This window comes from Streptomyces sp. NPDC002574, assembly GCF_042889545.1.
Classification (GTDB): Bacteria; Actinomycetota; Actinomycetes; order Streptomycetales; family Streptomycetaceae; genus Actinacidiphila.
Map to the genome: position 1 here is coordinate 141,812 of NZ_JBIARB010000009.1, position 23,191 is coordinate 165,002.

The 23,191-nt window shown below is 72.5% G+C and carries 19 protein-coding genes, 1 tRNA gene and 1 pseudogene; 8 read left to right on the plus strand and 13 right to left on the minus strand.

Going from position 1 to position 23,191, the window contains the following annotated elements:
* Positions 1 to 216 precede the first annotated feature (216 nt).
* The 3 genes from ACFYXS_RS23175 (at position 217) to ACFYXS_RS23185 (ending at position 3,027) form a co-directional block, all read left to right on the plus strand.
* Positions 217 to 948: a maleylpyruvate isomerase family mycothiol-dependent enzyme gene (locus ACFYXS_RS23175; RefSeq protein ID WP_389251123.1), complete on the plus strand. Its 732-nt coding sequence runs from the start codon at positions 217 to 219 to the stop codon at positions 946 to 948.
* A 5-nt stretch (positions 949 to 953) separates the two neighbouring features.
* A complete protein-coding gene (locus ACFYXS_RS23180; RefSeq protein WP_389251125.1) occupies positions 954 to 1,610 on the plus strand; it encodes an MBL fold metallo-hydrolase in 657 nt (218 codons plus the stop codon).
* Positions 1,611 to 1,698: 88 nt separating this feature from the next.
* Positions 1,699 to 3,027 carry an MFS transporter gene (locus ACFYXS_RS23185; RefSeq protein ID WP_389251670.1) on the plus strand — a complete coding sequence of 443 codons (1,329 nt, stop codon included), beginning with the start codon at positions 1,699 to 1,701 and terminating at the stop codon, positions 3,025 to 3,027.
* A gap of 31 nt (positions 3,028 to 3,058) precedes the next feature.
* On the opposite strand, the gene ACFYXS_RS23190 is transcribed toward ACFYXS_RS23185, so the two are convergent.
* From ACFYXS_RS23190 to uvrB, 4 genes are all read right to left on the minus strand, one after another.
* Positions 3,059 to 4,057: a TerC family protein gene (locus tag ACFYXS_RS23190; protein WP_389251127.1), complete on the minus strand. Its 999-nt coding sequence runs from the start codon at positions 4,055 to 4,057 to the stop codon at positions 3,059 to 3,061.
* Between the two features lie 274 nt (positions 4,058 to 4,331).
* Positions 4,332 to 6,134, minus strand: a complete 1,803-nt coding sequence (locus ACFYXS_RS23195; RefSeq protein ID WP_389251129.1) for a TerD family protein — start codon at positions 6,132 to 6,134, stop codon at positions 4,332 to 4,334.
* 31 nt (positions 6,135 to 6,165) lie between these two features.
* Complete coding sequence (locus tag ACFYXS_RS23200) at positions 6,166 to 6,744, minus strand: TerD family protein (protein WP_319661168.1); 579 nt, start codon at positions 6,742 to 6,744, stop codon at positions 6,166 to 6,168.
* 113 nt (positions 6,745 to 6,857) lie between these two features.
* Positions 6,858 to 8,954 (minus strand): excinuclease ABC subunit UvrB, encoded by a 2,097-nt coding sequence (uvrB, locus tag ACFYXS_RS23205; RefSeq protein WP_389251131.1) that lies wholly within the window; start codon positions 8,952 to 8,954, stop codon positions 6,858 to 6,860.
* A 262-nt stretch (positions 8,955 to 9,216) separates the two neighbouring features.
* Between uvrB and ACFYXS_RS23210 the strand changes: the two genes are divergently transcribed.
* On the plus strand, positions 9,217 to 10,275 hold the full coding sequence (locus tag ACFYXS_RS23210) for a chitinase (RefSeq protein ID WP_389251133.1): 1,059 nt from the start codon (positions 9,217 to 9,219) through the stop codon (positions 10,273 to 10,275).
* Here the strand turns inward: ACFYXS_RS23210 and ACFYXS_RS23215 are convergent.
* Together ACFYXS_RS23215 and ACFYXS_RS23220 are read right to left on the minus strand one after the other, a co-directional pair.
* The gene (locus tag ACFYXS_RS23215; RefSeq protein ID WP_389251135.1) at positions 10,222 to 11,064 is read right to left on the minus strand and encodes an MHYT domain-containing protein; all 843 of its coding nucleotides are present in this window, start codon (positions 11,062 to 11,064) and stop codon (positions 10,222 to 10,224) included. The genes ACFYXS_RS23210 and ACFYXS_RS23215 overlap by 54 nt on opposite strands.
* A gap of 131 nt (positions 11,065 to 11,195) precedes the next feature.
* Positions 11,196 to 12,134 carry a hypothetical protein gene (locus tag ACFYXS_RS23220; protein ID WP_389251137.1) on the minus strand — a complete coding sequence of 313 codons (939 nt, stop codon included), beginning with the start codon at positions 12,132 to 12,134 and terminating at the stop codon, positions 11,196 to 11,198.
* Positions 12,135 to 12,311: 177 nt separating this feature from the next.
* Here ACFYXS_RS23220 and ACFYXS_RS23225 point away from each other — a divergent pair, with 177 nt between their 5' ends.
* Complete coding sequence (locus ACFYXS_RS23225; protein ID WP_389251139.1) at positions 12,312 to 12,884, plus strand: methylated-DNA--[protein]-cysteine S-methyltransferase; 573 nt, start codon at positions 12,312 to 12,314, stop codon at positions 12,882 to 12,884.
* 47 nt (positions 12,885 to 12,931) lie between these two features.
* Entirely contained in the window at positions 12,932 to 13,750 is an 819-nt protein-coding gene (locus ACFYXS_RS23230; protein WP_389251141.1) for an N-formylglutamate amidohydrolase, read from the plus strand.
* A gap of 63 nt (positions 13,751 to 13,813) precedes the next feature.
* Here ACFYXS_RS23230 and ACFYXS_RS23235 read toward each other — a convergent pair whose 3' ends face one another.
* The 5 genes from ACFYXS_RS23235 to rpsA all read right to left on the minus strand — a co-directional run bounded on the left by ACFYXS_RS23235 (position 13,814) and on the right by rpsA (position 18,559).
* Entirely contained in the window at positions 13,814 to 14,182 is a 369-nt protein-coding gene (locus ACFYXS_RS23235; RefSeq protein WP_389251143.1) for a tetratricopeptide repeat protein, read from the minus strand.
* Positions 14,183 to 14,282: 100 nt separating this feature from the next.
* Positions 14,283 to 15,194, minus strand: coding sequence for a slipin family protein (locus ACFYXS_RS23240; protein WP_389251145.1), 912 nt, complete (start codon positions 15,192 to 15,194; stop codon positions 14,283 to 14,285).
* A gap of 79 nt (positions 15,195 to 15,273) precedes the next feature.
* Positions 15,274 to 15,876 carry a dephospho-CoA kinase gene (gene coaE / locus ACFYXS_RS23245; RefSeq protein WP_389251147.1) on the minus strand — a complete coding sequence of 201 codons (603 nt, stop codon included), beginning with the start codon at positions 15,874 to 15,876 and terminating at the stop codon, positions 15,274 to 15,276.
* A 95-nt stretch (positions 15,877 to 15,971) separates the two neighbouring features.
* On the minus strand, positions 15,972 to 16,907 hold the full coding sequence (locus tag ACFYXS_RS23250) for a PAC2 family protein (RefSeq protein ID WP_389251149.1): 936 nt from the start codon (positions 16,905 to 16,907) through the stop codon (positions 15,972 to 15,974).
* 149 nt (positions 16,908 to 17,056) lie between these two features.
* Entirely contained in the window at positions 17,057 to 18,559 is a 1,503-nt protein-coding gene (gene rpsA / locus ACFYXS_RS23255; RefSeq protein WP_389251151.1) for a 30S ribosomal protein S1, read from the minus strand.
* Between the two features lie 304 nt (positions 18,560 to 18,863).
* Here rpsA and ACFYXS_RS23260 point away from each other — a divergent pair, with 304 nt between their 5' ends.
* Both ACFYXS_RS23260 and hrpB read left to right on the plus strand, forming a co-directional pair.
* Entirely contained in the window at positions 18,864 to 19,715 is an 852-nt protein-coding gene (locus ACFYXS_RS23260; RefSeq protein ID WP_389251153.1) for a class I SAM-dependent methyltransferase, read from the plus strand.
* Positions 19,712 to 22,279 carry an ATP-dependent helicase HrpB gene (gene hrpB, locus ACFYXS_RS23265; RefSeq protein ID WP_389251155.1) on the plus strand — a complete coding sequence of 856 codons (2,568 nt, stop codon included), beginning with the start codon at positions 19,712 to 19,714 and terminating at the stop codon, positions 22,277 to 22,279. Before ACFYXS_RS23260 ends, hrpB begins: the two co-directional genes overlap by 4 nt.
* Here hrpB and ACFYXS_RS23270 read toward each other — a convergent pair.
* Positions 22,248 to 22,986, minus strand: a pseudogene (locus tag ACFYXS_RS23270) (helix-turn-helix domain-containing protein). The gene hrpB and the pseudogene ACFYXS_RS23270 sit on opposite strands and share 32 nt — an antisense overlap.
* A 110-nt stretch (positions 22,987 to 23,096) precedes the next feature.
* A tRNA-Leu gene (locus tag ACFYXS_RS23275) sits at positions 23,097 to 23,171 on the minus strand.
* Positions 23,172 to 23,191 lie beyond the last annotated feature (20 nt).

Sequence of the window (23,191 nt, forward strand, 5' to 3'; positions counted from 1 at the left end):
ACAGACAAGGAGCAAGCAGCAACGCCCCCCAGACAGCGTAAACGGGGCGCCGACAGGATTTCTTCCGGTTGCGACGAGATCGAGCCTATAGCACGCACATTCGATTTACGCAGCTGGTGCGGCACCTTCACCCGATCGAGTGTCCCGCGCTAGCGTCTTCTGCACGATGGGGATCACGTGCACCCATCCTGCACCTGTGTGCGACCAGGAGGTCCCGTGTCTGTCCAACGACCCGACCCCGAGCACGATGCGGCCGAGCTGCGCCAAGCCACCGAACGGCTGATCGATGCCGTGTCCGTGCTCCCGCCCACGAGCCTCGCCGAGCCGTCCCGCCTCGCCGGCTGGACCCGCGGCCACGTCCTGACCCACCTGTCCCGCAACGCCGACTCGCTGGTCAACCTGCTCATCTGGGCGCGCACCGGCGAGGAGGTCGCCCAGTACGCCAGCGGTGAGAGCCGCGACCGCGACATCGAGGCCGGTGCCGGGCGCCCGCTCGCCGAGCAACTGGACGACCTGCGCATCTCCACCGCCCGGCTGGCGACCGCGATCGAGGAGACCCCGCCGCAGTGCTGGGCGTCCCAGGTGGTCATGCGCTCGGGCCACGTCATCGCCGCCGCCGAGATCCCCTACGCGCGCCTGATGGAGATCTACTTCCACCACGTCGATCTCGGCATCGGCTACACCTGCGAGCACTTCCCCGTGCCCTTCTCGGTCCGTGAGCTCGCCGCCGTCATCGACGACCTGTCCGGCCGCGAGGGCGTCGCCGCCGTACGCCTGCACGACACCGACAGCGGCGAGAAGTGGGTGATCGGCGCCGCGCTGGAGCCCGACCTGACGGTCAGCGGAGCCCGGCACGCCCTGCTGGCCTGGGTCACCGGCCGTTCCGGCGGCGAGGACCTGAGCGTTCAGCCGGACGTCCCCCTGCCGGTGCTGCCGCCACTAGGCTGAGCCCCATGACGTACAGCGGCGAGGTCAGGGTGGGCGGCGCGCCCGACGTGCACGAACTCAAGGACCTCATCATCACCAAGGTCGCGGTCGGCCCGATGGACAACAACGCGTACGTGCTGCGCTGCCGCGCCACGGACGAGCAGTTGCTCATCGACGCGGCCAACGACGCGCACACGCTGATCGAGGTGGCCGGCAGCGACGGGCTCGGGTCCGTCGTCACCACGCACCGGCACGGCGACCACTGGCAGGCCCTGCAGGCTGTGGTGGACGCCACCGGCGCCCGCACCTATGCCGGCCGGCACGACGCCGAGGGCATCCCGGTCCGCACCGACGTCCCCGTCGAGGACGGCGACACGATCAGCGTCGGCCAGGTCACGCTCACCGCCCGCCACCTGGTGGGCCACACCCCCGGCAGCATCGTCCTGATCTACGACGACCCGCACGGGCACCCGCACGTCTTCACCGGCGACTGCCTGTTCCCGGGCGGCGTCGGCAACACGCACGACAACCCCGACCACTTCACGAGCCTCTTCGAGGGCGTCAAGGCCAAGCTCTTCGACACCCTCCCCGACGAGACCTGGGTCTACCCCGGCCACGGCCGGGACACCACGCTCGGCGACGAGCGTCCGCACCTGACCGAATGGCGCGAACGCGGCTGGTGACCGCCGGCCGCGGGGGTGGCGCCACCGTATCGGCGGCACCACCCCCGCGCACCCGCGTCGTTGGACCGGCGTGCGCACTGATGTCTCCATGACCCGGATCGCCGCGGCCTCGGCGGCCGGGACCGCGATCGAGTTCTACGACTTCTTCGCCTACGGCACCGCGGCCGCCCTCGTGCTGGGCCCGCTGTTCTTCCCCGCCTTCTCCCCCGTCGCCGGGACGCTCGCCGCGTTCGGCACCTTTGCGGTGGGCTTCGTCGCGCGGCCGCTGGGCTCGGTGCTGTTCGGGCACATCGGCGACCGCCTCGGGCGGCGCCCGGTGCTGATGGGCTCCCTGCTGCTGACCGGGGCGGCGACGACCGCCGTGGGCCTGGTGCCCAGCTATGACGCGATCGGCGCGGCCGCGCCCGTGGTCCTGGTGGTGCTGCGCTTCCTGCAGGGGCTCGGGCTCGGCGGCGAATGGGGCGGGGCGGTGCTGCTGGCCGCGGAGCACGCGCCGGCGCGGCGGCGGGGACTGTGGGCGAGCCTGCCGCAGACCGGCCCGGCGGTGGGCTTCGTGCTGGCGAACGGGATCGTGCTGGCGCTGTCGGCGGGGCTGAGCGACGCCGCGTTCCGCTCCTGGGGATGGCGCGTGCCGTTCTGGGCGGCGGGGGCTTTGGCGCTGGCCGGGCTCGCGCTGCGGGCGGCGCTGCCGGAGACCCCGCAGTTCGCACGGGCCGCGGAGCGGGGCGAGCTGTCCCGGGTGCCGCTGGTGGAGCTGCTGCGCGGCCACTGGCGGCTGCTACTGCTCACGGCGGGCGCGATGGCCTGCGGCTACGCCGTCTTCTACACCGTGACCACCTGGTCGCTCTCGTACGCCACCGAGCGGCTCGGCATGGACCGCACCATGGTGCTCGGCTGCGTCCTGGCGGCCGTCGTGGTCAAGGGCGCGGCGACGCCCTGGGTGGGGCTGCTCGGGGACCGCTACGGGCGACGCCCCCTGGCACTCGCCGGCACGGCCGCGATGGGAGTGGTGGTCTTCCCGTACGCGTGGCTGCTGGGCACCGGCTCGCCGGCGGCGCTCGTCCTGGGATCCGCCGCGCAACTGCTGGCCTTCATCGCGGTCTTCGCTGTGCTGGGGGCGTACCTGCCCGAGCTGTACCCGCCGCGGATGCGCTGCACCGGCGCCTCGCTGGGTTACAACCTCGGCGGCATCCTGGGCGGCGCCCTCACCCCGGTCGCGGCGACCCGGCTGTCGGGGGAGGGCGGTGGCGCGCCCTGGGCGGTGGCGGTCTACGTCGCGGTGGTCGCGCTGCTCAGCACGGCCTGCTTCGCGGCGCTTCCGGACCCGCGCCGCGCGGGCAAGGAGACGGAAGAGGCCGCGGGCACAGGGACGGCGACGGGGTCCGTGGCCGTCGGCCACGGACCCCGCGCGAGCTGAGACCTCCCGGTGCCGGAGCCCCGGGGACGGGTCAGGCGTCGACGTGCCGCTCTTCGTCGCTCTCGCTGCGGCCGCGCTCCTCCAGCGCCGCCTGCTTCCTGGACGTCCTCAGGCTGGTCACCGTGGTGACCGCGAGGACCAGGACGATGAAGCCGAGGGAGAACGGGATGCTGATCTCGGGCACGTGGACACCCGACTCGTGCAGCGCGTGCAGCACCAGCTTGACGCCGATGAAGCCGAGGATCACCGACAGCCCGTAGGACAGGTGCACCAGCTTCCGCAGCAGGCCGCCGATGAGGAAGTACAGCTGCCGCAGGCCCATGAGCGCGAAGGCGTTCGCGGTGAAGACGATGTACGGGTCCTGGGTGAGGCCGAAGATCGCGGGGATGGAGTCCAGCGCGAACAGGACGTCGGTGGTGCCGATCGCCAGCATGACCACGAGCATCGGGGTCATGATCCGCTTGCCGTTCTTCTGGATGAACAGCTTGGTGCCGTGGTACCGGTCGGCGACACCGAAGCGCCGCTCGGCGGCCTTGAGCAGCCGGTTCTCCTCGAACTCCTCGTCCTGCTCGTCGGCGCGGGCCTCCTGGATCAGCTTCCAGGCGGTCCAGATGAGGAACGCGCCGAAGAGGTAGAAGATCCAGGCGAAGTTGGCGATGATCGCCGCGCCGGCGGCGATGAAGCCGGCGCGGAGCACCAGCGCGATCAGTACGCCGATCAGCAGGACGCGCTGCTGGTACTGGGTGGGCACCGAGAACTTCGCCATGATCAGGACGAAGACGAAGAGGTTGTCGACGCTGAGCGACTTCTCGGTGATGAAGCCGGCGAAGAACTCGCCCGCGGGCTGGCCTCCGGCGAACATCAGGAGGCCGAGGCCGAAGAGAGCGGCCAGGGTGATCCAGACGACGGTCCAGATCCCCGCCTCCTTGATCGACACGTCATGGGGCTTGCGCCCGATGAAGAAGTCGATGGCGATGAGGGCACCGAGACCGGCGATGGTCAGCACCCAGAGGTTCAAGGACACATCCATGCGATGCCTCCGGCAGATGGGCTGGCAATTGTCAGCGTGATCGCTGCCGGAGGTCTCCTCCACCCGGACGCCTCGCGCTCGGGCCGGTGCCCCGGGGCTGTTCTTTCCCGTGCTGACGGGTGCACCGCGTCAGGAGTACTCCCCTCCGCGTAAAGAACAGTACATGAAATCCCAAGGAAAGGTAAAGACGGTAAAGTGATGGTCAATCAGGTGGGATCGACGCAGGTGCCATCGGCCGAAGGGTGACCCCGTCGGCCGGTGGCCGGCCGGCCGCTCAGCGGCGGCCCCGGTCGTAGGTCCTGCGTGCCGCCGCGACCTGGCGCAGGACCCGCGGCACGACCTGGCTGCCGGGCGGGGCCAGCAGGGGTTCGTACGTCCAGGCGTGGCCGACCCACGGGTCGGCCAGGTGGTCGTCGGGCGACGGGGTCAGCCGCAGCAGTGCGCGCCACAGGGGGTCCAGCACGGGGCCGTACTCCCGGGCGTCCTCGCGGTCGGCGACGAGCAGCAGGTGGACGCCGACCTGGGGCCCCTCGTCGGCCAGGTACCGCAGCTGCGTGATGGTCCGGTCGTCGAAGCCGTACGGGAAGTCGTTGACGACCAGGAGCTGCCGTGCCGGGTCGAAACCGGGCGGCAGCTGCACCGGGCCGCCCGCGTCGAGTGCCATCTGCACCAGGTCGACGCGCTGCGTCAGCCCGGCGACCAGCGCGGCCACCCCCGCGGCTCCCGTGGCGGGCGGTTCACGCAGCGCGCCGGAGTCGGTGAAGGGGGCCAGCGCTCCGGTGGCCGATCCGGCCGGGTCCACCACGTGGACGGCGAACTCCCCCACCGGATGGGAGGCGAGCAGCCGCGCGGCGAGGGCGACGGCCACGTCCACGGCTCCGCGGCGGTCCTGCGCGCTGTCGACCCACAGCCCCCGCTCCAGGGGGAGCCGCACCAGCATGGGGATGCGCAGCTCGGGTCGCTCGGGCAGATGGAGGTCGCCGAGCCGGACCGCGATGGGCGGCTCGGTGGGCGCCGTCCAGCCGTGCCACACCGGGCTCTCCCAGCCCGCGAAGGACGGCGGCAGGGCGGGTTCCACCACGTCGCGCTCGGCGGCCAGCTGTGCCAGGTCCCCGTCCAGGACGGCGCGCGCCCGGTCGACGAGCTCGGCCTGGCGGGCCCTGGCCTGGTCGCGGGCGGCCTCGGCGGCGGGGCCGACCCGGGTGCGCGGATCGGCGAGGACGGCGTCGAGCTCCTGGTCGAGCCGGGACTCGGCGAAGTCGACGGCGCTGCGGTAGGCGGCGATGGCGCGGGACAGGTCCTCGAACATGCCCCAGACCTGGTTGTACAGGCGCTCCTCCATCGTCCAGCCGGCGGCGTCGCCCGCGACGGGTGCCGGGGGGCCCGGGGGCGACGTGCTGCCGGAGGGAGGAGGCGCAGCGTTCGTCGCGGCGCGGCGGGCCGCGGCGTCGTCCGGCAGGGGCCGGTCCCGGGGCGGGACGCGGTCCCGGGGCTGCGACGGCACGGACGGTGCGTTCTGCACCGTCCCGGCCGGCGGTGCGCTCAGGGCGGCGGCCAGCCGGCCGGCGTCGGCCGCGGTGAGTCCCTGGTCGCGCAGGAGTTCGGCGAGCCCGCCCCCATAACCCTGGCCGAGCGCGCGCATCTTCCAGGCGCCCTGGCGGCGGTACAGCTCCAGGGCGACAATGGCGGACTCGCTGCGGAGCCCGGTGACGGTGAAGCTCGCGATCTCGGCGCCGCCGGGGGCGACAAGCGCGAGATGGGGCGCGGCGCAGGCCCCGAACCGGGTGGGCGCGCCGGGGGTGGCGGGCAGCGCGAGCAGGATGTGCACCCGCTCGACGGCCGCCGGGACCGCGTCCAGGTCGACGGCGAGGCGGTGCTCGGCGGCCGGGCCGGGCGACATCCCGATGCCCGGCAGGCCGCCGGAGCCGGGCAGGGCGACCGCGTCGGGGCCGCTCACCCTGCCTTGCCCGTCGCCCAGGGTGGCGCCGGGCACCACCGCCGTACCCGCCGACACCCGGATCTCGACCCGGGTGCCGGGGAGCGGATGGTTCTGTCCGTGGACCAGTTCGGCGGTCATGCCCGCGCCCCCCTGTGCCTGGCCTGCCTGTCTAGAGCGCCGGCAGGATCGCCGGGATGAGGTCCTGGAAGGTGCGGCCGTTGGCCGGGGTGCCGATGGCGGTCATCGACCAGGCCGCGCCGTTGCGCTGCACCTTCGCCATGATCTGCGCGGTGTAGGCGCCGCCCCCGGTGAGGGTGTAGCGGGCCAGTTCCTGCCCGTTGGTCTCGTCGACCAGCCGGCAGAAGGCGTTCTGCACCTCTTGGAAGGTCTGTCCGGTGAAGGAGTTGACCGTGAAGATGATCTGGTCGACGTGCACGGGCACCCGCGCCAGGTCGACCAGGATGGACTCGTCGTCGCCGCCCTGGCCGGCGCCGCCGACCAGGTTGTCGCCGGTGTGCCGGACCGAGCCGTCGTCGCTGACGAGGTGCCGGAAGAACACCACGTCCACGGGCTGCTTGTCGGCAAAGAGCACGGCGGAGGCGTCGAGGTCGATCTCCCGGGTGCGGGAGCCGAACAGGCCACGACGCGGGGCCGCCTGCCAGCCGAGCCCCATGCGCACCGACGTGAGGGTCCCCCCGTCCGTCTTCTGCAGGCTGATCTTCTGACCCTTGGTCATGTTGACCGTCACGCGCTGTCCCCTCTCACCCAGTTTGCCGACGTGCGGTTGCTCCGCACCCTATGGGTAGACGCGCGCCCGGCGCACCGCGGTTCGGCAACCGCGGTGCGCGCCGGGGAACGGTGTCAGGCCACACCCGCCTCCCGCATCTGCCGCAGCTCCTTCTTCAACTCGCCCACCTCGTCGCGCAGTCGGGCCGCGACCTCGAACTGGAGGTCCGCGGCGGCCGTGTGCATCTGGTCGGTCAGCTCCCCGATGAGCTCGGCCAGTTCGGCGGCCGGCAGGCTCTTCTCGGCGCGCTTGCCGCCGGCCTTGCCGGACAGCCCCGGAACGGGCGCCTTGCCGCGCGAGCGCTGGCGGCCGGAGCCCAGCAGCTCCTCGGTGTCGGCGTCCTCACGGGCGAAGGAGTCCATGATGCCGGCGATCTTCTTGCGCAGCGGCTGCGGGTCGATGCCCCGCTCCTCGTTGTACGCGATCTGCTTGGCCCGGCGCCGGTTGGTCTCGTCGATGGCCTTCTCCATGGCCGGGGTGATCTTGTCGGCGTACATGTGCACCTGGCCGGAGACGTTGCGCGCCGCGCGGCCGATGGTCTGGATCAGGGAGGTGCCCGACCGCAGGAAGCCCTCCTTGTCGGCGTCCAGGATGGCCACCAGGGAGACCTCGGGCAGGTCCAGGCCCTCGCGGAGCAGGTTGATGCCGACCAGGACGTCGTACTCGCCCGCGCGCAGCTCCCGCAGGAGTTCCACCCGGCGCAGGGTGTCGATGTCGCTGTGCAGATACCGCACCTGGATGCCGAGTTCCAGCAGGTAGTCGGTGAGGTCCTCGGACATCTTCTTGGTCAGGGTGGTGACCAGGACGCGCTCGTCGCGCTCCGCGCGCAGCCGGATCTCGTGCACCAGGTCGTCGATCTGCCCCTTGGTGGGCTTGACGATCACCTCGGGGTCGACCAGGCCGGTCGGGCGGATGATCTGCTCGACGACGCCGTCGCCGCGGGACAGCTCGTACGGGCCGGGGGTGGCCGACAGGTAGACGGTCTGGCCGACGCGTCCCAGGAACTCCTCCCACTTCAGCGGGCGGTTGTCGAGCGCGGAGGGCAGCCGGAAGCCGTGGTCGACCAGGGTGCGCTTGCGGGAGGCGTCGCCCTCGTACATGGCGCCGATCTGCGGCACGGTGACGTGCGACTCGTCGATGACGAGGAGGAAGTCCTCGGGGAAGTAGTCGATGAGGGTGTCGGGGGCGGAGCCCGTCTCGCGGCCGTCGATGTGCCGCGAGTAGTTCTCGATGCCGGAGCAGGTGCCGATCTGCCGCATCATCTCGATGTCGTACGTGGTGCGCATCCGCAGCCGCTGGGCCTCCAGCAGCTTGCCCTGCTTCTCCATGACGGCCAGCTGCTCGCCCAGCTCCTTCTCGATGCCGGCGATCGCGCGCTCCATCCGCTCGGGGCCGGCGACGTAGTGGGTGGCGGGGAAGACGTACATCTGCTCGTCCTCGGTGATGATCTCGCCGGTGAGCGGGTGCAGTGTGTACAGGGCCTCGATCTCGTCGCCGAACATCTCGATGCGGACGGCGAGCTCCTCGTAGACCGGGAAGATCTCGATGGTGTCGCCGCGCACGCGGAAGGTGCCGCGGGTGAACGCCACGTCGTTGCGCGCGTACTGGATGTCGACGAACTTGCGCAGCAGCGCGTCGCGGTCGATCTCCTGGCCCACTTGGAGGCGGACCATGCGGTCGATGTACTCCTGGGGCGTGCCGAGGCCGTAGATGCAGGACACCGAGGCGACCACGATCACGTCCCTGCGGGTGAGCAGGGAATTGGTGGCCGAGTGGCGCAGCCGCTCGACCTCCTCGTTGATGGAGGAGTCCTTCTCGATGTAGGTGTCCGTCTGCGGGACGTACGCCTCGGGCTGGTAGTAGTCGTAGTACGACACGAAGTACTCGACCGCATTGTTCGGCAGCAGTTCGCGGAATTCGTTGGCGAGCTGGGCGGCCAGGGTCTTGTTGGGCGCCATGACCAGGGTCGGACGCTGCAGCCGCTCGATCATCCAGGCGGTGGTGGCCGACTTTCCGGTGCCGGTGGCGCCGAGCAGGACGACGTCGTTCTGACCGGCGCGGATGCGCCGCTCGAGGTCGTCGATGGCCGTCGGCTGGTCGCCGCTGGGCCGGAAGGGGCTGACGACCTCGAAGGGCGCCACACTGCGTTCGATGTCTGATACGGGCCGCATGGGTCCACGGTACGACCCCCCACTGACAACCGGGCCCGCGCCGGTGGCGGAGCGGGCCCGCCGCCGGCCCGCCGCCGGGCAGGGAGCCGTCACGCGAGCCGTGAGGGGGCGGGACGGGCCTGCACCGGAATACCGCTCTCAATTTCCGTCGGCGAATCATCGGAATCATTCACGAGCGATCAGAAATAAGAGTCCGTGGGAATTTCGCACATGATCCCGGAAAGGCCCGACGGAATTGCCGGGCGCCGATAGCCTCTCCGGCATGAAGCGCCGCACAACAGTCCTGATCGCCGGCCTCGTGACGGCCGCCCTGGCCGCCGGGGCCGCTCACCTCCTCAGGAGTACGGCGCCGGACGGAACCGGCGGCGCGGCGTCGCCCGGCAGCGCGACGCACGTGACGTTCCTGCCGTACGTGGACGCGTCCCAGACCTCGGTCTACAACATGGCGGCGGCCGTCCGGCACAGCGGCGTGGACGGATTCACACTGGGCTTCGTCACCGCGCGCGCCGGATGCGTGCCCTCCTGGGACGGCCGCGACGGGATCGACCACGGCCCCCTGGCCGCCCGCGTCGCCGCCCTGCGCGCCGCGGGCGGCACACTGCGGGTGTCCTTCGGCGGGGCGGACGGTACCGAACTGGCGAGCGCCTGCGACAGCACCGAGGAACTGGCCGCCGCGTACGCCTCGGTGATCGACCGTTACGACCTGACCCGGGTGGACTTCGACATCGAGGGCGCCGCCCTGGCCGACGCGTCCGCCACCACCCGCAGGGCGCGCGCCGTGGCCCGGCTGCAGCAGCGGGCGGAGGCCGCCGGCCGTCCCCTCACCGTCTCCTTCACGCTGCCCGCCATGCCGTCGGGGCTCGCGGACGGCGCCGAGGCGGTGGTGGCCGCGGCCGCGCGCGAGGGCGTGGACGTCGGCGCCGTCAACATCATGGCGATGGACTACGGGCCCACGTACACCGGCGACATGGGCGCGTACGCGGTTCGCGCCGCCACCGCCGCCCAGGCGCGCGTCAAGTCCCTGCTGGGCCTGTCGGACGCGGACGCCTGGCGGGCGCTGGAGGTGACGCCGATGATCGGCGTCAACGATATCGAGGGCGAGGTCTTCACCCTCCAGGACGCAGCCCAACTGTCCGCGTTCGCACGGAAGAAGGGACTGGGCGGACTGTCGATGTGGTCCGCCGACCGCGACCGCGGGTGCGCGGTCGCGGCGGACGGCGGCACCATGGAGGCGGTCTCCGACCGCTGCAGTGGTGTCGGGCAGCGCTCAATGGCGTTCGCGCGGGCGCTCGCGCACTCGGGAGGCGTGGGCAGCGCGTGAGGCGGGGACCGGGCTGTCGGGCCGCTCCACGGTGAACCGCTCAGGGGTGTACGGATCGGGGGTGGGCGGGTCCAGCGCCACGACCACGCCCGCGAGGAGCAGGAAGACCACGGGCCCGATCAGGACCGGCGCGAGCGCGGCGGGACCGGCGCCGCTGGTGCCCTGCCGGGCGCCGTTCAGCAGGTGCACCGTCACCGACGCCATGCCGATGTAGTGCATGCACGTCATGGCCAGGCCCAGGATCAGGCTCGCGGCGAGGCCCCCGGCCAGGCCGCGGATCGCCACCGCGCACCACAGGGCGATCGTCGCGGCGACCACCGCGACCCCGACGGCCAGGGCCACGGTCGGTGTGGAGTACTCCAGGCCGGCGTGCAGCCGCATGCCCCGCATACCCAAGTAGTGCATGCCGGCGATCCCGAGGCCCATGACGACGCCTCCGGTGAGGAGCGCCGGCACGGTGCGGCCCAGGTAGCCGACCGCGAACACGCCGACACCGACGACGAGTACGGCGACCAGCAGGCTCGCGAGCGTCGTCACCAGGTCGTAGGAGATGGACACCCCGCCGACGGTGAAGCCCATCATCCCGATGAAGTGCATGGTCCAGATGCCCGAGCCGATGGCCGCGGCACCGAGCGCGAGCCAGCCGGCCCGCCGCGAGGGGTGCATCGCCAGTGCGCGCGTGATGCAGCGCAGCCCGAGGCCGGCGCCCAAGCAGGCCATTAAGTAGCCCGCCACCGGTGTGGCCCACCCGTAGGTGAACCCGTTGACCATTCCGTACGTGCCGCCCACGGCACCCTCCCCTTGCCCGTCGGCCCCCGTGGTCACCCCCGCGCGGCACACGCTAGGTCACCGACGGTGTCCGCGCGGCCACCTCGCGCCGACTTCATCCCGCGGAAACCCACACGTCATCCACGCCTCCCTCACATCGCCCCCGGAAGCGCCGTGATCCGTTCCAGCGGCCCGTAAGGACCGCCTTCCAACGCGGCCCGCAGGGCGGCGACCACCTCGCCCGGGGCGCGGGCCAGGGCGGCCGGCGCGACGCGCAGCACCCGCAGGCCCAGCGCCTCCCAGCGGGCGCGCCCGCCGCCGGGGCCGAGGTCCAGCACCAGCCCGTCGCGTGCCCAGTAGGCGTCCGGGGAGCCGACGAACGCGCCGTCGAGGTGCAGGGCGGGACGCCAGAGCGGCTGCCTCAGGCCGGATCTGGCCACCAGGGCGCGCGCCAGAGGGCCGGCGGCGGGCGGCCGGGCCTCGTTCGCCAGCGACTCCAGCAGGGCGGCCACGCCCGGGCGGCGAGCGAGCACCGCCTCACCCAGCTCGGCGGCGACTATGCCGGCCGGCACGCCCATCACCACGACCAGCTCCTGTACGACGTCACGGGCCCACTCGGGGTCGATGGACTCCCGCAGGGCGTCCGCGGCCGCCCGCACCACCGGGGCCACGGGCACCCCGTCCACCACGTCGGGCGCCGGCAGCGCACGGGCGTGATGGACCCGCACCCAGGTGTGGGTGCGGATGCGCCGGTCACTGGGGACGAGGACGTCGACCACCGGCAGCCCCGGCGGGAGCGCGGCGGCGGCCACACCGTGCAGCCGCAGCGCCGCCGCCCCGGTGATCATGGCCCGGGTCAGCGGGTGCCCGGCGAACGCCAGGGCCGCCCGGGACCGCTGGGCGGCGCTGAGCGGACCGGAGTGCAGCACCGCGACCCGGGGCAGCGGCCGCTGCCACCTGCCCCCGGGCCGGCAGCGCTCGCGCACCAGGCGCTGCGGCACGCCGGCTTCGGCGAGCTGGGCGACGGTGGCCACCCGGTCCTGCTCGCGGGCGAGTTTGCGCAGGGCCGCGGAGTAGTCGTTTCGCGTCATGCGAGCCCCATCCCCCACCGTGGCCACTCGACTACCTTCTGTGACAGAGCTGTCGAGAACCGCCACCCTCGCGAGTGGCCGCGCGGCGCGGTGTTGCCGGGCGGGCGGCCCGGCGGGGCAGCCGCAGGACACCGCGGCCGCGGCCCGCTGTCGGTGCCCCCGCCTAGGCTGGTGCACGTGACGAATCCCGAGACCTCGACGCGCGCGGTGGCCTGGACGGTGGCGGACACCGCGGTCGGTCCGCTGCTGCTGGCCGCCACCGAGAAGGGCCTGGTCCACGTCGCGTTCCGGGCCGACGAGGCGACCACCGGCGCCGCCCTGGAGCGCCTCGCCTCCCGGCTCGGCGTCACGCCCGAGCACCTGCCCGACGGCCCGGCGGGCGACCGGCTGCGCGAGGCGGTGGAGCAGGTCGAGGCGTACTTCAGCGGCACCCTGCGGGCGTTCACGCTCGCACTGGACTGGTCGCTGAGCTCCGGCTTCCACCGCAGGGTGCTGCGCGAACTGGCGGGAGGCGTTCCGTTCGGCAGCGTCGTCGGCTACCAGGACCTGGCGAACCGCGTCGGGGAGCCCGGCGCCGCGCGGGCCGTCGGCGTGGCCATGGCCTCCAACCCGCTGCCGGTCGTCGTCCCCTGCCATCGCGTGCTGGAGAGCGACGGCGGGATCGGGGGCTTCGGCGGCGACCTGCGGATGCTGGACATCAAGCGCTCGTTGCTGGCGAAGGAAGGCGTCCTGCCCGAGCCGCTGTTCTGACGGCCGCGCACAGGGCACGACGGGTCCGGCAGGAGGGGGACGACAGCATGGACACGCACGACAGGGGCCGAACGCCGCCCTTCCGCGTCGAGAAGGGGGCGCCCGGTTCGCCGGTGCTGTTGCACGTGCCGCACAGCGCACGGGCGGTACCGGCACGGGTCCGCGAGCGGATCCTGCTCGATGACCCCCAACTGGACGCCGAGCTCGACCGTATGACGGACTCCCACACAGCGCTGCTCGCCGAGCGGGCCGCCGCGGGCACGGGCGCCTGGCGCTTCGTCAACGAGGTGTCCCGGCTGGTCGTGGACCCCGAACGGTTCCCCGACGAACGCGAGGAGATGCGCGCCGTCGGCATGGGCGCCGTCTACACCCGTACCTCGCGCCTGACGCCGCTGCGCGAGGACGACGCCGCGCACGAACAGGCGCTGCTGGACGTCTACTTCCGCCCCTACGCCGCGGCGATGACCGCCGCCGTACAGGACCGGCTGGACGCCGCGGGCCGGGCCGTCGTCATCGACGTGCACTCCTACCCGAGCGCACCGCTGCCCTACGAGCTGCACGGCGACGGCCCCCGGCCGCCGGTGTGCCTGGGCACCGATGCCTTCCACACCCCGCCATGGCTGTCGGCCGCGGCGCGGGAGGCCTTCGCCGGATGCGGTGGGGTCGGGCTGGACTCGCCGTTCTCCGGCACCTATGTGCCGCTCGAGTACTACCGGGCGACAGCCGATGTGTCCGCGCTGATGGTCGAGATCCGGCGGGACGTCTACATGGACGAGCCCGGTGGCGCCCCCCACGCCGGCCTCGACCTCGTCGCCGGGGCACTGGCCGCGCTGATCGAGCTCATCGAGGCGGGTCCCGCCGGCTGACCTCGCGTCCGGTGGCCGCGGCGCGCCGCACGGGCCGGAGCCCGGCGGCGGTCCCCGCTCCGCTCAGTCGGAGTCGGGGAACCGGGCGGCCTGCAGATAGTCCGGCTTGGGGTCGAGCGCCGCGGCGAGCCGGAAATGCCGCCGCGCCTCCCCGTCCCGGCCCGCCCGCTCCAGAGTGCGGCCGAGCGCGAAGTGCGCGAACGCGTTGTCCGGCTCGCGCTCCAGGACGACCTGGAACTCCAGCTCGGCCGGGCGCAGCTGCGCGGCCAGGAAGAAAGCCCGCGCCCTCAGCAGACGGGCAGCGGTGTTCTCGGGGTGCACGGCGATGACCGAGTCCAGCAGCTTCACCGCCCCGCGCGCGTCCCGCACCTCGAGGAGCTTCTCCGCCGCGCGGAAGTCGATCACGTGGTTCTCGGGGCTCTGCTCGGGCACAGCCGCCTCCTTCCCCGGGCATTCAATACGTCACAACTACCCAACATCACCACCCGCATATGCATTCCCCACAGGATCCGGCCCGACCCCGCCACGGACGTCACGCCTCCTCCGCGACCGGGCGCCCCTCCTCCAGAGCCGCGGGCTTCACCTGTCCCCGCGGCGCCCGCAGTGCCGCCGGGGCGACGACCCCGGTACCGCCGGCCTCGACCGCCTCCGCGGCCGGCGCGGCAGCCTCCTGCGGCCGGTCCGTACCCGAAGCCCGCTCGAAGAACCGCAGCATCTCCACGGGGAACGGCATCACCAGCGTGGAGTTCTTCTCCGCCGCCACCTCGACCACGGTCTGCAGCAGACGCAACTGCATCGCGGCCGGCGTCTGGTCCATCGCCAGAGCCGCCTGCGCGAGCTTCTCCGAGGCCTGCAGCTCACCGTCGGCGGTGATGATGCGGGCCCGCCGCTCCCGGTCGGCCTCGGCCTGCCGGGCCATGGACCGCTTCATCGACTCCGGCAGCGCCACGTCCTTGATCTCCACCCGGTCGATGTGGATGCCCCACTCGACGGCGGGGGTGGCCAGCAGCAGTTCCAGGCCCTCGTGGATCGCCTCGCGGCCCGAGAGCAGGTCGTCCAGCTCGCTCTTGCCGATCACCGACCGCAGCGAGGTCTGGGCGACCTGCAACATGGCGAACTGGTAGTTCTGCACGTGCACGGTGGCCTTGATCGGATCGACGACGCGGAAGTACAGCACCGCGTCCACCCGCACCGAGACGTTGTCCCGGGTGATGCCCTCCTGCGAGGGCACCGGCATGGTGACCACCTGCATGTTGACCTTGGTCATCCGGTCGACGAACGGCACGAGCATCCGCGGTCCCGGCTCCTTGGCCGCCGCCCGCACCCGCCCGAGGCGGTAGACCACACCGCGCTCGTACTGCTTGATCACGCGGAAACCGCTCTTCAGACCCACCAGGACCAGCACCGCGGCAACCACCGCGAGCACGACCGACACGCCTTCCATCCCCATCCCCCTCTGTCCGCACTGTCCACGGGTGCAGCGAAGCTACTGCTCCTCGGACGCCGGTGGAGGGGGTGCCGGATCAGCTCTTGACGATATTTTGACGCAACTGCTCCCACAGCCGCCGGACCTGAGGTTCCAACGCCTCCAGCGGGCCGTCGTTGTCGATCACCACATCGGCGATCGACAGCCGTTCCGCGCGGTCCGCCTGGGCCGCCATACGGGACCGCGCCTCGTCCTCGGTCATACCGCGCAGCCGCACCAGCCGGTCCAGCTGGGTGTCCGGGGCGGCGTCCACCACCACGACCACGTCGTACAGCGGGGCCAGCTTGTTCTCCGCCAGCAGGGGCACGTCGTTCACCACGACGGCATCGGGCCCGGCACCCGCCTCCAGTTCCGCGGAGCGCTCCCGGACCAGCGGGTGGACGATCGCGTTGAGCGCCCGCAGCCGCTCGGGGTCGGAGAAGACGATGCCCCCGAGCCGGGGCCGGTCCAGGCTGCCGTCGGCGGTCAGCACGTCCTCGCCGAACTCGGCGACGACCGCCGCCAGGCCGGGCGTGCCCGGCTCCACGACCTCCCGCGCGATGCGATCCGCGTCGATCAGCACCGCCCCGTACGAGGACAGCAGCCGCGACACCTCGCTCTTGCCCGCCCCGATCCCGCCCGTCAGCCCCACAGTGACCATGGCGCGAGACTACCGGTGCCCCCTCCCCCGGACGAGCCGGGTCCCGGGCCGGCCGGGGAGACCCGCATCAGGAACCCCGGATCAGGAACCGCGGCTCAGGAACCGTCGTCCTCGCGGTCGGCCAGGAAGCGCTCGAACTCCGCCGCCAGATCGTCCGCCGACGGCAGGTCCACCGGCTCGGCGATGAGGTTGTCCCGGGTCTGCCCGCCGGCCAGCGCGTCGTACTGGTTCTCCAGCCCGCGCACGACCGACACCAGCTCCGCGTCGCCCTCCTCGACCTGCCGGTCGACCTCCGCCCGGACGGTGTGCGCCTCGGTGCGCAGCGCGTGGGCCACCTGCGGCAGCACCAGCCCCGTCGCCGCCGTCAGCGCCTCCACCACGGCGAGTGCCGAATCCGGGTAGCCGGAACGGGCCAGATAGTGCGGCACATGGGCGGCGATGCCCAGCACATCACGCCCCGACTCCGCGAGCCGCAGCTCGATCAGCGACTCCGCGCTGCCGGGCACCTGCGCCTCGTCGAACCAGCTGCGGTGCCCCGGCATCAGATCCAGCCGGTTGCCGTGCGGCGTCAACCCGACCGGGCGCGTGTGCGGGACACCCATCGGAATGCCGTGGAAATTGAGCGCCAGCCGCACCCCCAGCCGCTCCACGATCTCCACGACCGCGGCGGCGAACCGCTCCCACTCCACGTCCGGCTCCTGGCCCGACAGCAGCAGGAAGGGGGCGCCGGTGCTGTCGCGCACCAGGCGCAGGGCGATCTCCGGGGCGTCGTAGGCCGTCCAGTGATCGCGCTGGAACGTCATCAGCGGGCGCCGGGCGCGGTAGTCCACCAGCCGGTCGGCGTCGAAACGCGCCACCACCTGGTGCTCCTGGCGCTCCAGCAGTTCCTCGACCACCTGGGCGCCGGTCTCCCCGGCGTCGATGTACCCGTCGAAGTGGTACAGCAGCACGGGCCCGGTCTCGCCGAACGCCTCGTCGACGGCCTCTGCCCCGCCCGGCTCGTATGCGTACAGCCCCTGGGGATCCAGCACCGTGCACCCTTCTTTCGCTCTGATCAACTTCTGGTCCAACGAAGGGCGCACCCCCCGCATTCCCACGGCGACGCCCCGGAACGCGGAACGACCCGCCCCCCAGAGGGGAACGGGCCGTTCCGTCATACCCGGGGCCGGAGCCCCTGCGATCAGCTCTGGCCGCCGGCCAGCTTCTCGCGGAGCGCGGCGAGCGCCTCGTCCGACGCGAGCGCGCCCGAGGTGTCGCTGGACTCCGAGGAGTACGAACCACCGGCGGGGCCACCGGCCGCCGGAGCGGCCTGGGCACCCTCGGCCGCAGCCTCGGCGTCGGCCTCGCGGGACTTGATGACCTGGGCCTGGTGCTGCTCGAAGCGGGACTGCGCCTCGGCGTACTGGTGCTCCCACGCCTCACGCTGGGTCTCGTAGCCCTCGAGCCAGTCGTTGGCCTCGGGGTCGAAGCCCTCGGGGTAGATGTAGTTGCCCTGGTCGTCGTAGGACGCGGCCATGCCGTACAGGGTCGGGTCGAACTCGACCGAGGCCGGGTCGGCACCGAAGGACTCGTTGGCCTGCTTCAGCGAGAGGCTGATGCGACGGCGCTCGAGGTCGATGTCGATGACCTTGACGAAGATCTCGTCGTTGACCTGGACGACCTGCTCCGGGATCTCCACGTGGCGCTCGGCCAGCTCGGAGATGTGGACCAGACCCTCGATGCCCTCGTCCACCCGGACGAACGCACCGAACGGCACCAGCTTGGTGACCTTGCCGGGGACGACCTGGCCGATCTGGTGCGTACGGGCGAACTGCTGCCACGGGTCTTCCTGGGTCGCCTTCAGCGACAGGGAGACGCGCTCGCGGTCCATGTCGACGTCCAGGACCTCGACCGTGACCTCCTGGCCGACCTCGACGACCTCGGAGGGGTGGTCGATGTGCTTCCAGGACAGCTCGGACACGTGCACGAGGCCGTCCACGCCACCCAGGTCCACGAAGGCACCGAAGTTGACGATGGAGGAGACGACGCCGGAGCGCACCTGACCCTTCTGGAGGGTGGTGAGGAAGGTCTGACGGACCTCGCTCTGGGTCTGCTCGAGCCACGCGCGGCGGGACAGGACCACGTTGTTGCGGTTCTTGTCCAGCTCGATGATCTTGGCCTCGAGCTCCTTGCCGACGTACGGCTGGAGGTCGCGGACACGACGCATCTCGACGAGCGACGCGGGGAGGAAGCCGCGGAGGCCGATGTCGAGGATGAGACCACCCTTGACGACCTCGATGACGGTACCGGTGACGATCCCGTCCTCTTCCTTGATCTTCTCGATCGTGCCCCAGGCACGCTCGTACTGAGCGCGCTTCTTGGACAGGATCAGGCGGCCCTCCTTGTCCTCCTTCTGGAGAACAAGGGCCTCGATCTCGTCGCCCACGGCGACGACGTCATTGGGGTCGACGTCGTGCTTGATCGAAAGCTCGCGCGAAGGGATGACGCCCTCGGTCTTGTAACCGATGTCGAGCAGGACCTCGTCCCGGTCGACCTTCACGATGACGCCGTCGACGATGTCGCCGTCGTTGAAGTACTTGATCGTCTCGTCGATCGCGGCGAGGAAGGCTTCCTCGTTACCGATGTCGTTGACCGCCACCTGCGGGGTGGTACGAGGGGCCTGGGCCTCGATGCTGCTCGTCATTAGGAAAAGGGCTCCGGTGCGGACATGAAGTCGTAGGTACTGCTACGCCGTAAGCCCGTTTCGCTCCTGCCGATTCCGGACAGCCCACAAGGCCGAGAGGTTTACAACAGATGTGAGCGCAGCCTGCTCCGTCCGAGGCGCGCAGGCTCGCAGCGCAACTTGTAGCATACGGGGGCAGCCGGGCACGGTCAATGCGCGAAGAGCACACCACGGGCAGAACACCCCGTACCGGGCACTGGCACATCCACGTGCTGCGGCAACACCGCAGCCACAGGTCACCACAGAGGGTACGACGACCACCGCGATGATCCAAGCACCGCCCCCCCAGCCCGTCCCGGAAGAAGCCGAAGCCACCCGCCGTGTCGCGGGAAGCACGGAGAGCAGCCGCGCCAACCGCGGCTGGTGGGACCGCAACGCAGACGAGTACCAGACCGACCACGGCGCGTTCCTCGGCGACGCCGAATTCGTGTGGGGACCCGAGGGGCTGAACGAGGAGGACGCCCGACTTCTCGGCCCCGCCGAGCAGCTCGCGGGCGCCGCCGTCCTCGAGATCGGCGCCGGCGCCGCCCAGTGCTCCCGCTGGCTCGCCGCACAGGGCGCCCGCCCGGTCGCCCTCGACCTCTCCCACCGCCAGCTCCAGCACGCCCGCCGCATCGACGACCAGCACGCCCCGGGCACCCCCGCGCCGCCGCTGCCCCTCGTACAGGCCGACGCGAGCGCCCTCCCCTTCGCCGACGCGGTCTTCGACCTCGCCTGCTCCGCCTACGGCGCGCTCCCCTTCATCGCCGACAGCGCCCGTGTCATGCGCGAGGTCCGGCGCGTCCTGCGCCCCGGCGGCCGCTGGATCTTCTCCGTGACCCACCCCCTGCGCTGGGCCTTCCCCGACGAACCCGGCCCCGAGGGCCTGACCGCCTCCGCGTCCTACTTCGACCGCACCCCCTACGTCGAACAGGACGAGAACGGCCGTGCCGTCTACGTCGAACACCACCGCACCCTCGGCGACCGGATCCGCGAGCTGACCGCCGCCGGCTTCGTCCTCACCGACCTCGTCGAACCCGAATGGCCCGCCTGGAACACCGAGGAATGGGGCGGCTGGTCACCCCTGCGCGGCCGGCTCATCCCCGGCACGGCGATCTTCGTCTGCACCGCCGGATGACCCGCCCCCGGTCGACCCCGTCCACCCCGGCGATCCCCCGGCAGGACGCCCTCGCCGCCCTCCCCGTCCGCACCGCCCTGCCCGCCCTGCGCGACGCACTCGACGGCCACGGCTGCGCCGTGCTCGCCGCCCCGCCCGGCACCGGGAAGACCACCCTCGTCCCGCTCGCCCTCGCCGGCCTCACCGGCGACGGACCCACCCGCCGGGTGATCGTCGCCGAACCCCGCCGCATGGCCGCCAGAGCCGCCGCCCGGCGCATGGCCTGGCTCCTCGGCGAAGAACCCGGCGACCGCGTCGGATTCACCGTCCGCGGCGAACGCAAGGTCTCCCCCCGCACCCTCGTCGAGGTCGTCACCACCGGAGTCCTGCTGCAACGCCTCCAACGCGACCAGGAACTCCCCGGCACCGACACCGTCCTGCTCGACGAATGCCACGAACGGCACCTCGACGCCGACACCGCCATGGCCTTCCTGCTGGACGTCCGCGCCGCCCTCCGCCCCGACCTGCGCATCGTCGCCGCCTCCGCCACCACGGACGCCGACGCCTGGTCCCGGCTCCTGGACGACGCACCCGTGGTCCGCGCCGATGGCCGCACCCACCCCGTCGACCTCACCTACGCGCCACCCCCGCGCGGCATCCGCCCCGCGCACGGCATGCGCGTCGACCCCGCGCTGCTCGACCACGTCGCCGCCACCGTGCGCACCGCACTGCGCGACCACGACGGCGACATCCTGTGCTTCCTGCCCGGCACCGGCGAGATCGCCCGCGTCGCCGGACTCCTCGGCGGCGACCACGGCCTCCACGCCGACGTGCTCCAACTCCACGGCCAGGCCCCCGCGGCCGTACAGGAAAGCGTCCTGCGCGGCGGCGACGGCACCCGGCGCCGCGTCGTCCTCACCACCTCCGTCGCCGAATCCAGCCTCACCGTGCCCGGCGTCCGCATCGTCGTCGACTCCGGACTCGCCCGCGAACCCCGCACCGACCACGCCCGCGGCCTCGGCTCCCTCACCACCGTCCGGGCCTCCCACGCCACCGCCGCCCAACGCCTCGGCCGCGCCGGCCGCGAAGCCCCCGGCCACGCCTACCGCTGCTGGAACCAGGCCGACGACACCGGCCGCCCCCGCTACCCCTCCCCCGAGATCGCCATCGCCGACCTCACCCAGTTCGCCCTCCAGGCCGCCGCCTGGGGCGACCCCGACGCCACCGGGCTCGCGCTCCTCGACGCACCCCCCGCGGGCGCCCTCGCCGCCGCACGCGACGTCCTCACCGCCATCGGCGCCACCCGCCCCGACGGCCACCCCACCGACCACGGCACCCGCATGGCCCGCGTCGGCCTCCACCCCCGCCTCGCCCGCGCCCTCCTCGACGGTGCGCCCCGCGTCGGCACCCGGCGCGCCGCCGACATCGTCGCCCTCATCGCCGAAGAACCCCCGCGCGACTACGGCGACGACCTCACCACCGCCTGGCGCACCGCCCGCCACGCCCACGACGCCTACGCCGCACGCTGGCGCGCCGAAACCCGCCGCCTCGCCGCCGCGGCCCCCGACCACCCCCCGGGCACCCTCACCGACGACACCGCCGCCGGCCTCGTCACCGCCCTCGCCTTCCCCGAACGCGTCGCCCGCCGCCGCGCCGGCAGCTACCTCATGGCCTCCGGCACCGCCGCCGACCTCACCCCCGGTACCCGCCTCGGCACCCCCGACTGGCTCGCCGTCGCCGTCGCCGACCGCCCCGCCGGCGCACCCTCCGCCCGCGTCCGGCTCGCCACCGTCATCGACGAGGACACCGCCCGCACCGCCGCCGCGCCGCTCCTCGCCGCCCACGACGACGTCTCCTGGGCCGACGGCGACATCACCGCCCACCACACCGTCCGCCTCGGCGCCATCGAGCTCAGCACCCGCCCCCTCGCCTCCCCCGACCCCGGCCTCCTGCGCGCCGCCCTCCTCGACGGCCTGCGCCGCGAAGGCACCGGCCTGCTCCGCTGGTCCCGCGACGCCAGCACCCTCCGGCAACGCCTCGCCTTCCTCCACCGCGAACTCGGCGCCCCCTGGCCCGACGTCTCCGACGACGCCCTCCTGGAGCGCGCCGACGAATGGCTCGCCCCCGAACTCGCCCGCGCCCGGCGCCGCGCCGACCTCAGCCGCATCGACGCCGGCGACGCCCTCTCCCGCCTCCTCCCCTGGGCCGGCGGCGAAGCGGCCCGGCTCGGCGAACTCGCCCCGGAACGCCTGGAGATCCCCTCCGGCTCCCGCGTCCGCGTCTCCTACGACGAGGACCGGCCCGTCCTCGCCGCCAAGCTCCAGGAACTCTTCGGCTGGACCACCACCCCGCGCATCGCGGACGGCCGCGTCCCCCTCGTCGTCCACCTCCTGTCCCCCGCCGGCCGCCCCGCCGCCGTTACCTCCGACCTCGCCTCCTTCTGGCGCGAGGGCTACCGCGCCGTCCGCGCGGAACTGCGCGGGCGCTACCCGAAGCACCCCTGGCCGGAGGACCCGTCGACGGCCGCGGCGACGCGGCACACGAAGGCGCGGCTCAGTACTTCGGACCGACGAAGCGGTCCATGAGGGCGACGGAGTCCTTGCGGGCGACGGAGATGTTGCAGGCGTTCGCCTGCCGCCACGCGACGCCGAGCGTGTCCAGGGTGTCGGTGTACAGCCGCCGGATGTCGACGGACTTGTTGGTGAAGAAGTACCGCGGGTACTCGTAGCGCCTGAGCTCCCCCGCGACGATCCGCGTCGTCCAGTCGGTGATCCGGCAGCCGTCTGAATGGATGAGACCCCGGGCGAACTCCCACGGGTACGCGTCCACGACGGCCTGCTGCCACGGCTCCAGGGCGATGGGCCGCTCGTGCTTCTTTCCCGCGCCGTGCTGCGGGAACAGGCACGGCCAATGGGGGCCGTAGGACGTGACCATGGTGCAGCCCTGGGCGTGGACGCGGCAGACGGAGTTCCCGGGGCAGACGGCCCGGACCGCCTCCTCGCAGGCGTCGATCAGCCCGGGCCAGGCGTCGCCGCAGGCAATTCGGAGGGTGTAGCCACCACGCGGCTGCGCGCTGATGCAGCCGTCGCCGAGGTAGAGGCCGAGCAGATACACGTAGGCAGGGCCCGAAGCGCGGCCTGGGCAGTCCTGAACGCGCCGCAGGGGCTCGATGCGGACGCACCAGCCGCGGATGGCGGAACGGGATATACCGGTCATCCGGCTGACGGCCATTGAGGCTGTGCCCCTGGGAGACGAGCTCGACGGCTCGACGGCGTTCTGCGAGGTCGTACACGTTTCCGACGATGGTGCCGAAGGCGCTCGCCGGGCCTCATTCGAAGCCTTGTTCACCCCAACCAGTGAAGATCGCCAACCGGTCGGTCCACCTTGGAAACGAAGGTAAAGTGCCCCGGGTCGGATTCGAACCGACACTGTATGGGTTTTGAATCCATTGCCTGCTGCCAGTTGGGCTACCGGGGCCTTTCGAAACGAAGGACAGT

Bases quoted from the DNA above. Each gene is read 5' to 3' on its own strand.
- ACFYXS_RS23180 (WP_389251125.1), top strand. From the start codon at position 954: ATGACGTACAGCGGCGAGGTCAGGGTGGGCGGCGCGCCCGACGTGCAC.
- ACFYXS_RS23185 (WP_389251670.1), top strand. From the start codon at position 1,699: ATGACCCGGATCGCCGCGGCCTCGGCGGCCGGGACCGCGATCGAGTTC.
- ACFYXS_RS23190 (WP_389251127.1), bottom strand. From the start codon at position 4,057: ATGGATGTGTCCTTGAACCTCTGGGTGCTGACCATCGCCGGTCTCGGT.
- ACFYXS_RS23195 (WP_389251129.1), bottom strand. From the start codon at position 6,134: ATGACCGCCGAACTGGTCCACGGACAGAACCATCCGCTCCCCGGCACC.
- uvrB (WP_389251131.1), bottom strand. From the start codon at position 8,954: ATGCGGCCCGTATCAGACATCGAACGCAGTGTGGCGCCCTTCGAGGTC.
- ACFYXS_RS23210 (WP_389251133.1), top strand. From the start codon at position 9,217: ATGAAGCGCCGCACAACAGTCCTGATCGCCGGCCTCGTGACGGCCGCC.
- ACFYXS_RS23220 (WP_389251137.1), bottom strand. From the start codon at position 12,134: ATGACGCGAAACGACTACTCCGCGGCCCTGCGCAAACTCGCCCGCGAG.
- ACFYXS_RS23230 (WP_389251141.1), top strand. From the start codon at position 12,932: ATGGACACGCACGACAGGGGCCGAACGCCGCCCTTCCGCGTCGAGAAG.
- ACFYXS_RS23240 (WP_389251145.1), bottom strand. From the start codon at position 15,194: ATGGAAGGCGTGTCGGTCGTGCTCGCGGTGGTTGCCGCGGTGCTGGTC.
- coaE (WP_389251147.1), bottom strand. From the start codon at position 15,876: ATGGTCACTGTGGGGCTGACGGGCGGGATCGGGGCGGGCAAGAGCGAG.
- rpsA (WP_389251151.1), bottom strand. From the start codon at position 18,559: ATGACGAGCAGCATCGAGGCCCAGGCCCCTCGTACCACCCCGCAGGTG.
- ACFYXS_RS23260 (WP_389251153.1), top strand. From the start codon at position 18,864: ATGATCCAAGCACCGCCCCCCCAGCCCGTCCCGGAAGAAGCCGAAGCC.
- hrpB (WP_389251155.1), top strand. From the start codon at position 19,712: ATGACCCGCCCCCGGTCGACCCCGTCCACCCCGGCGATCCCCCGGCAG.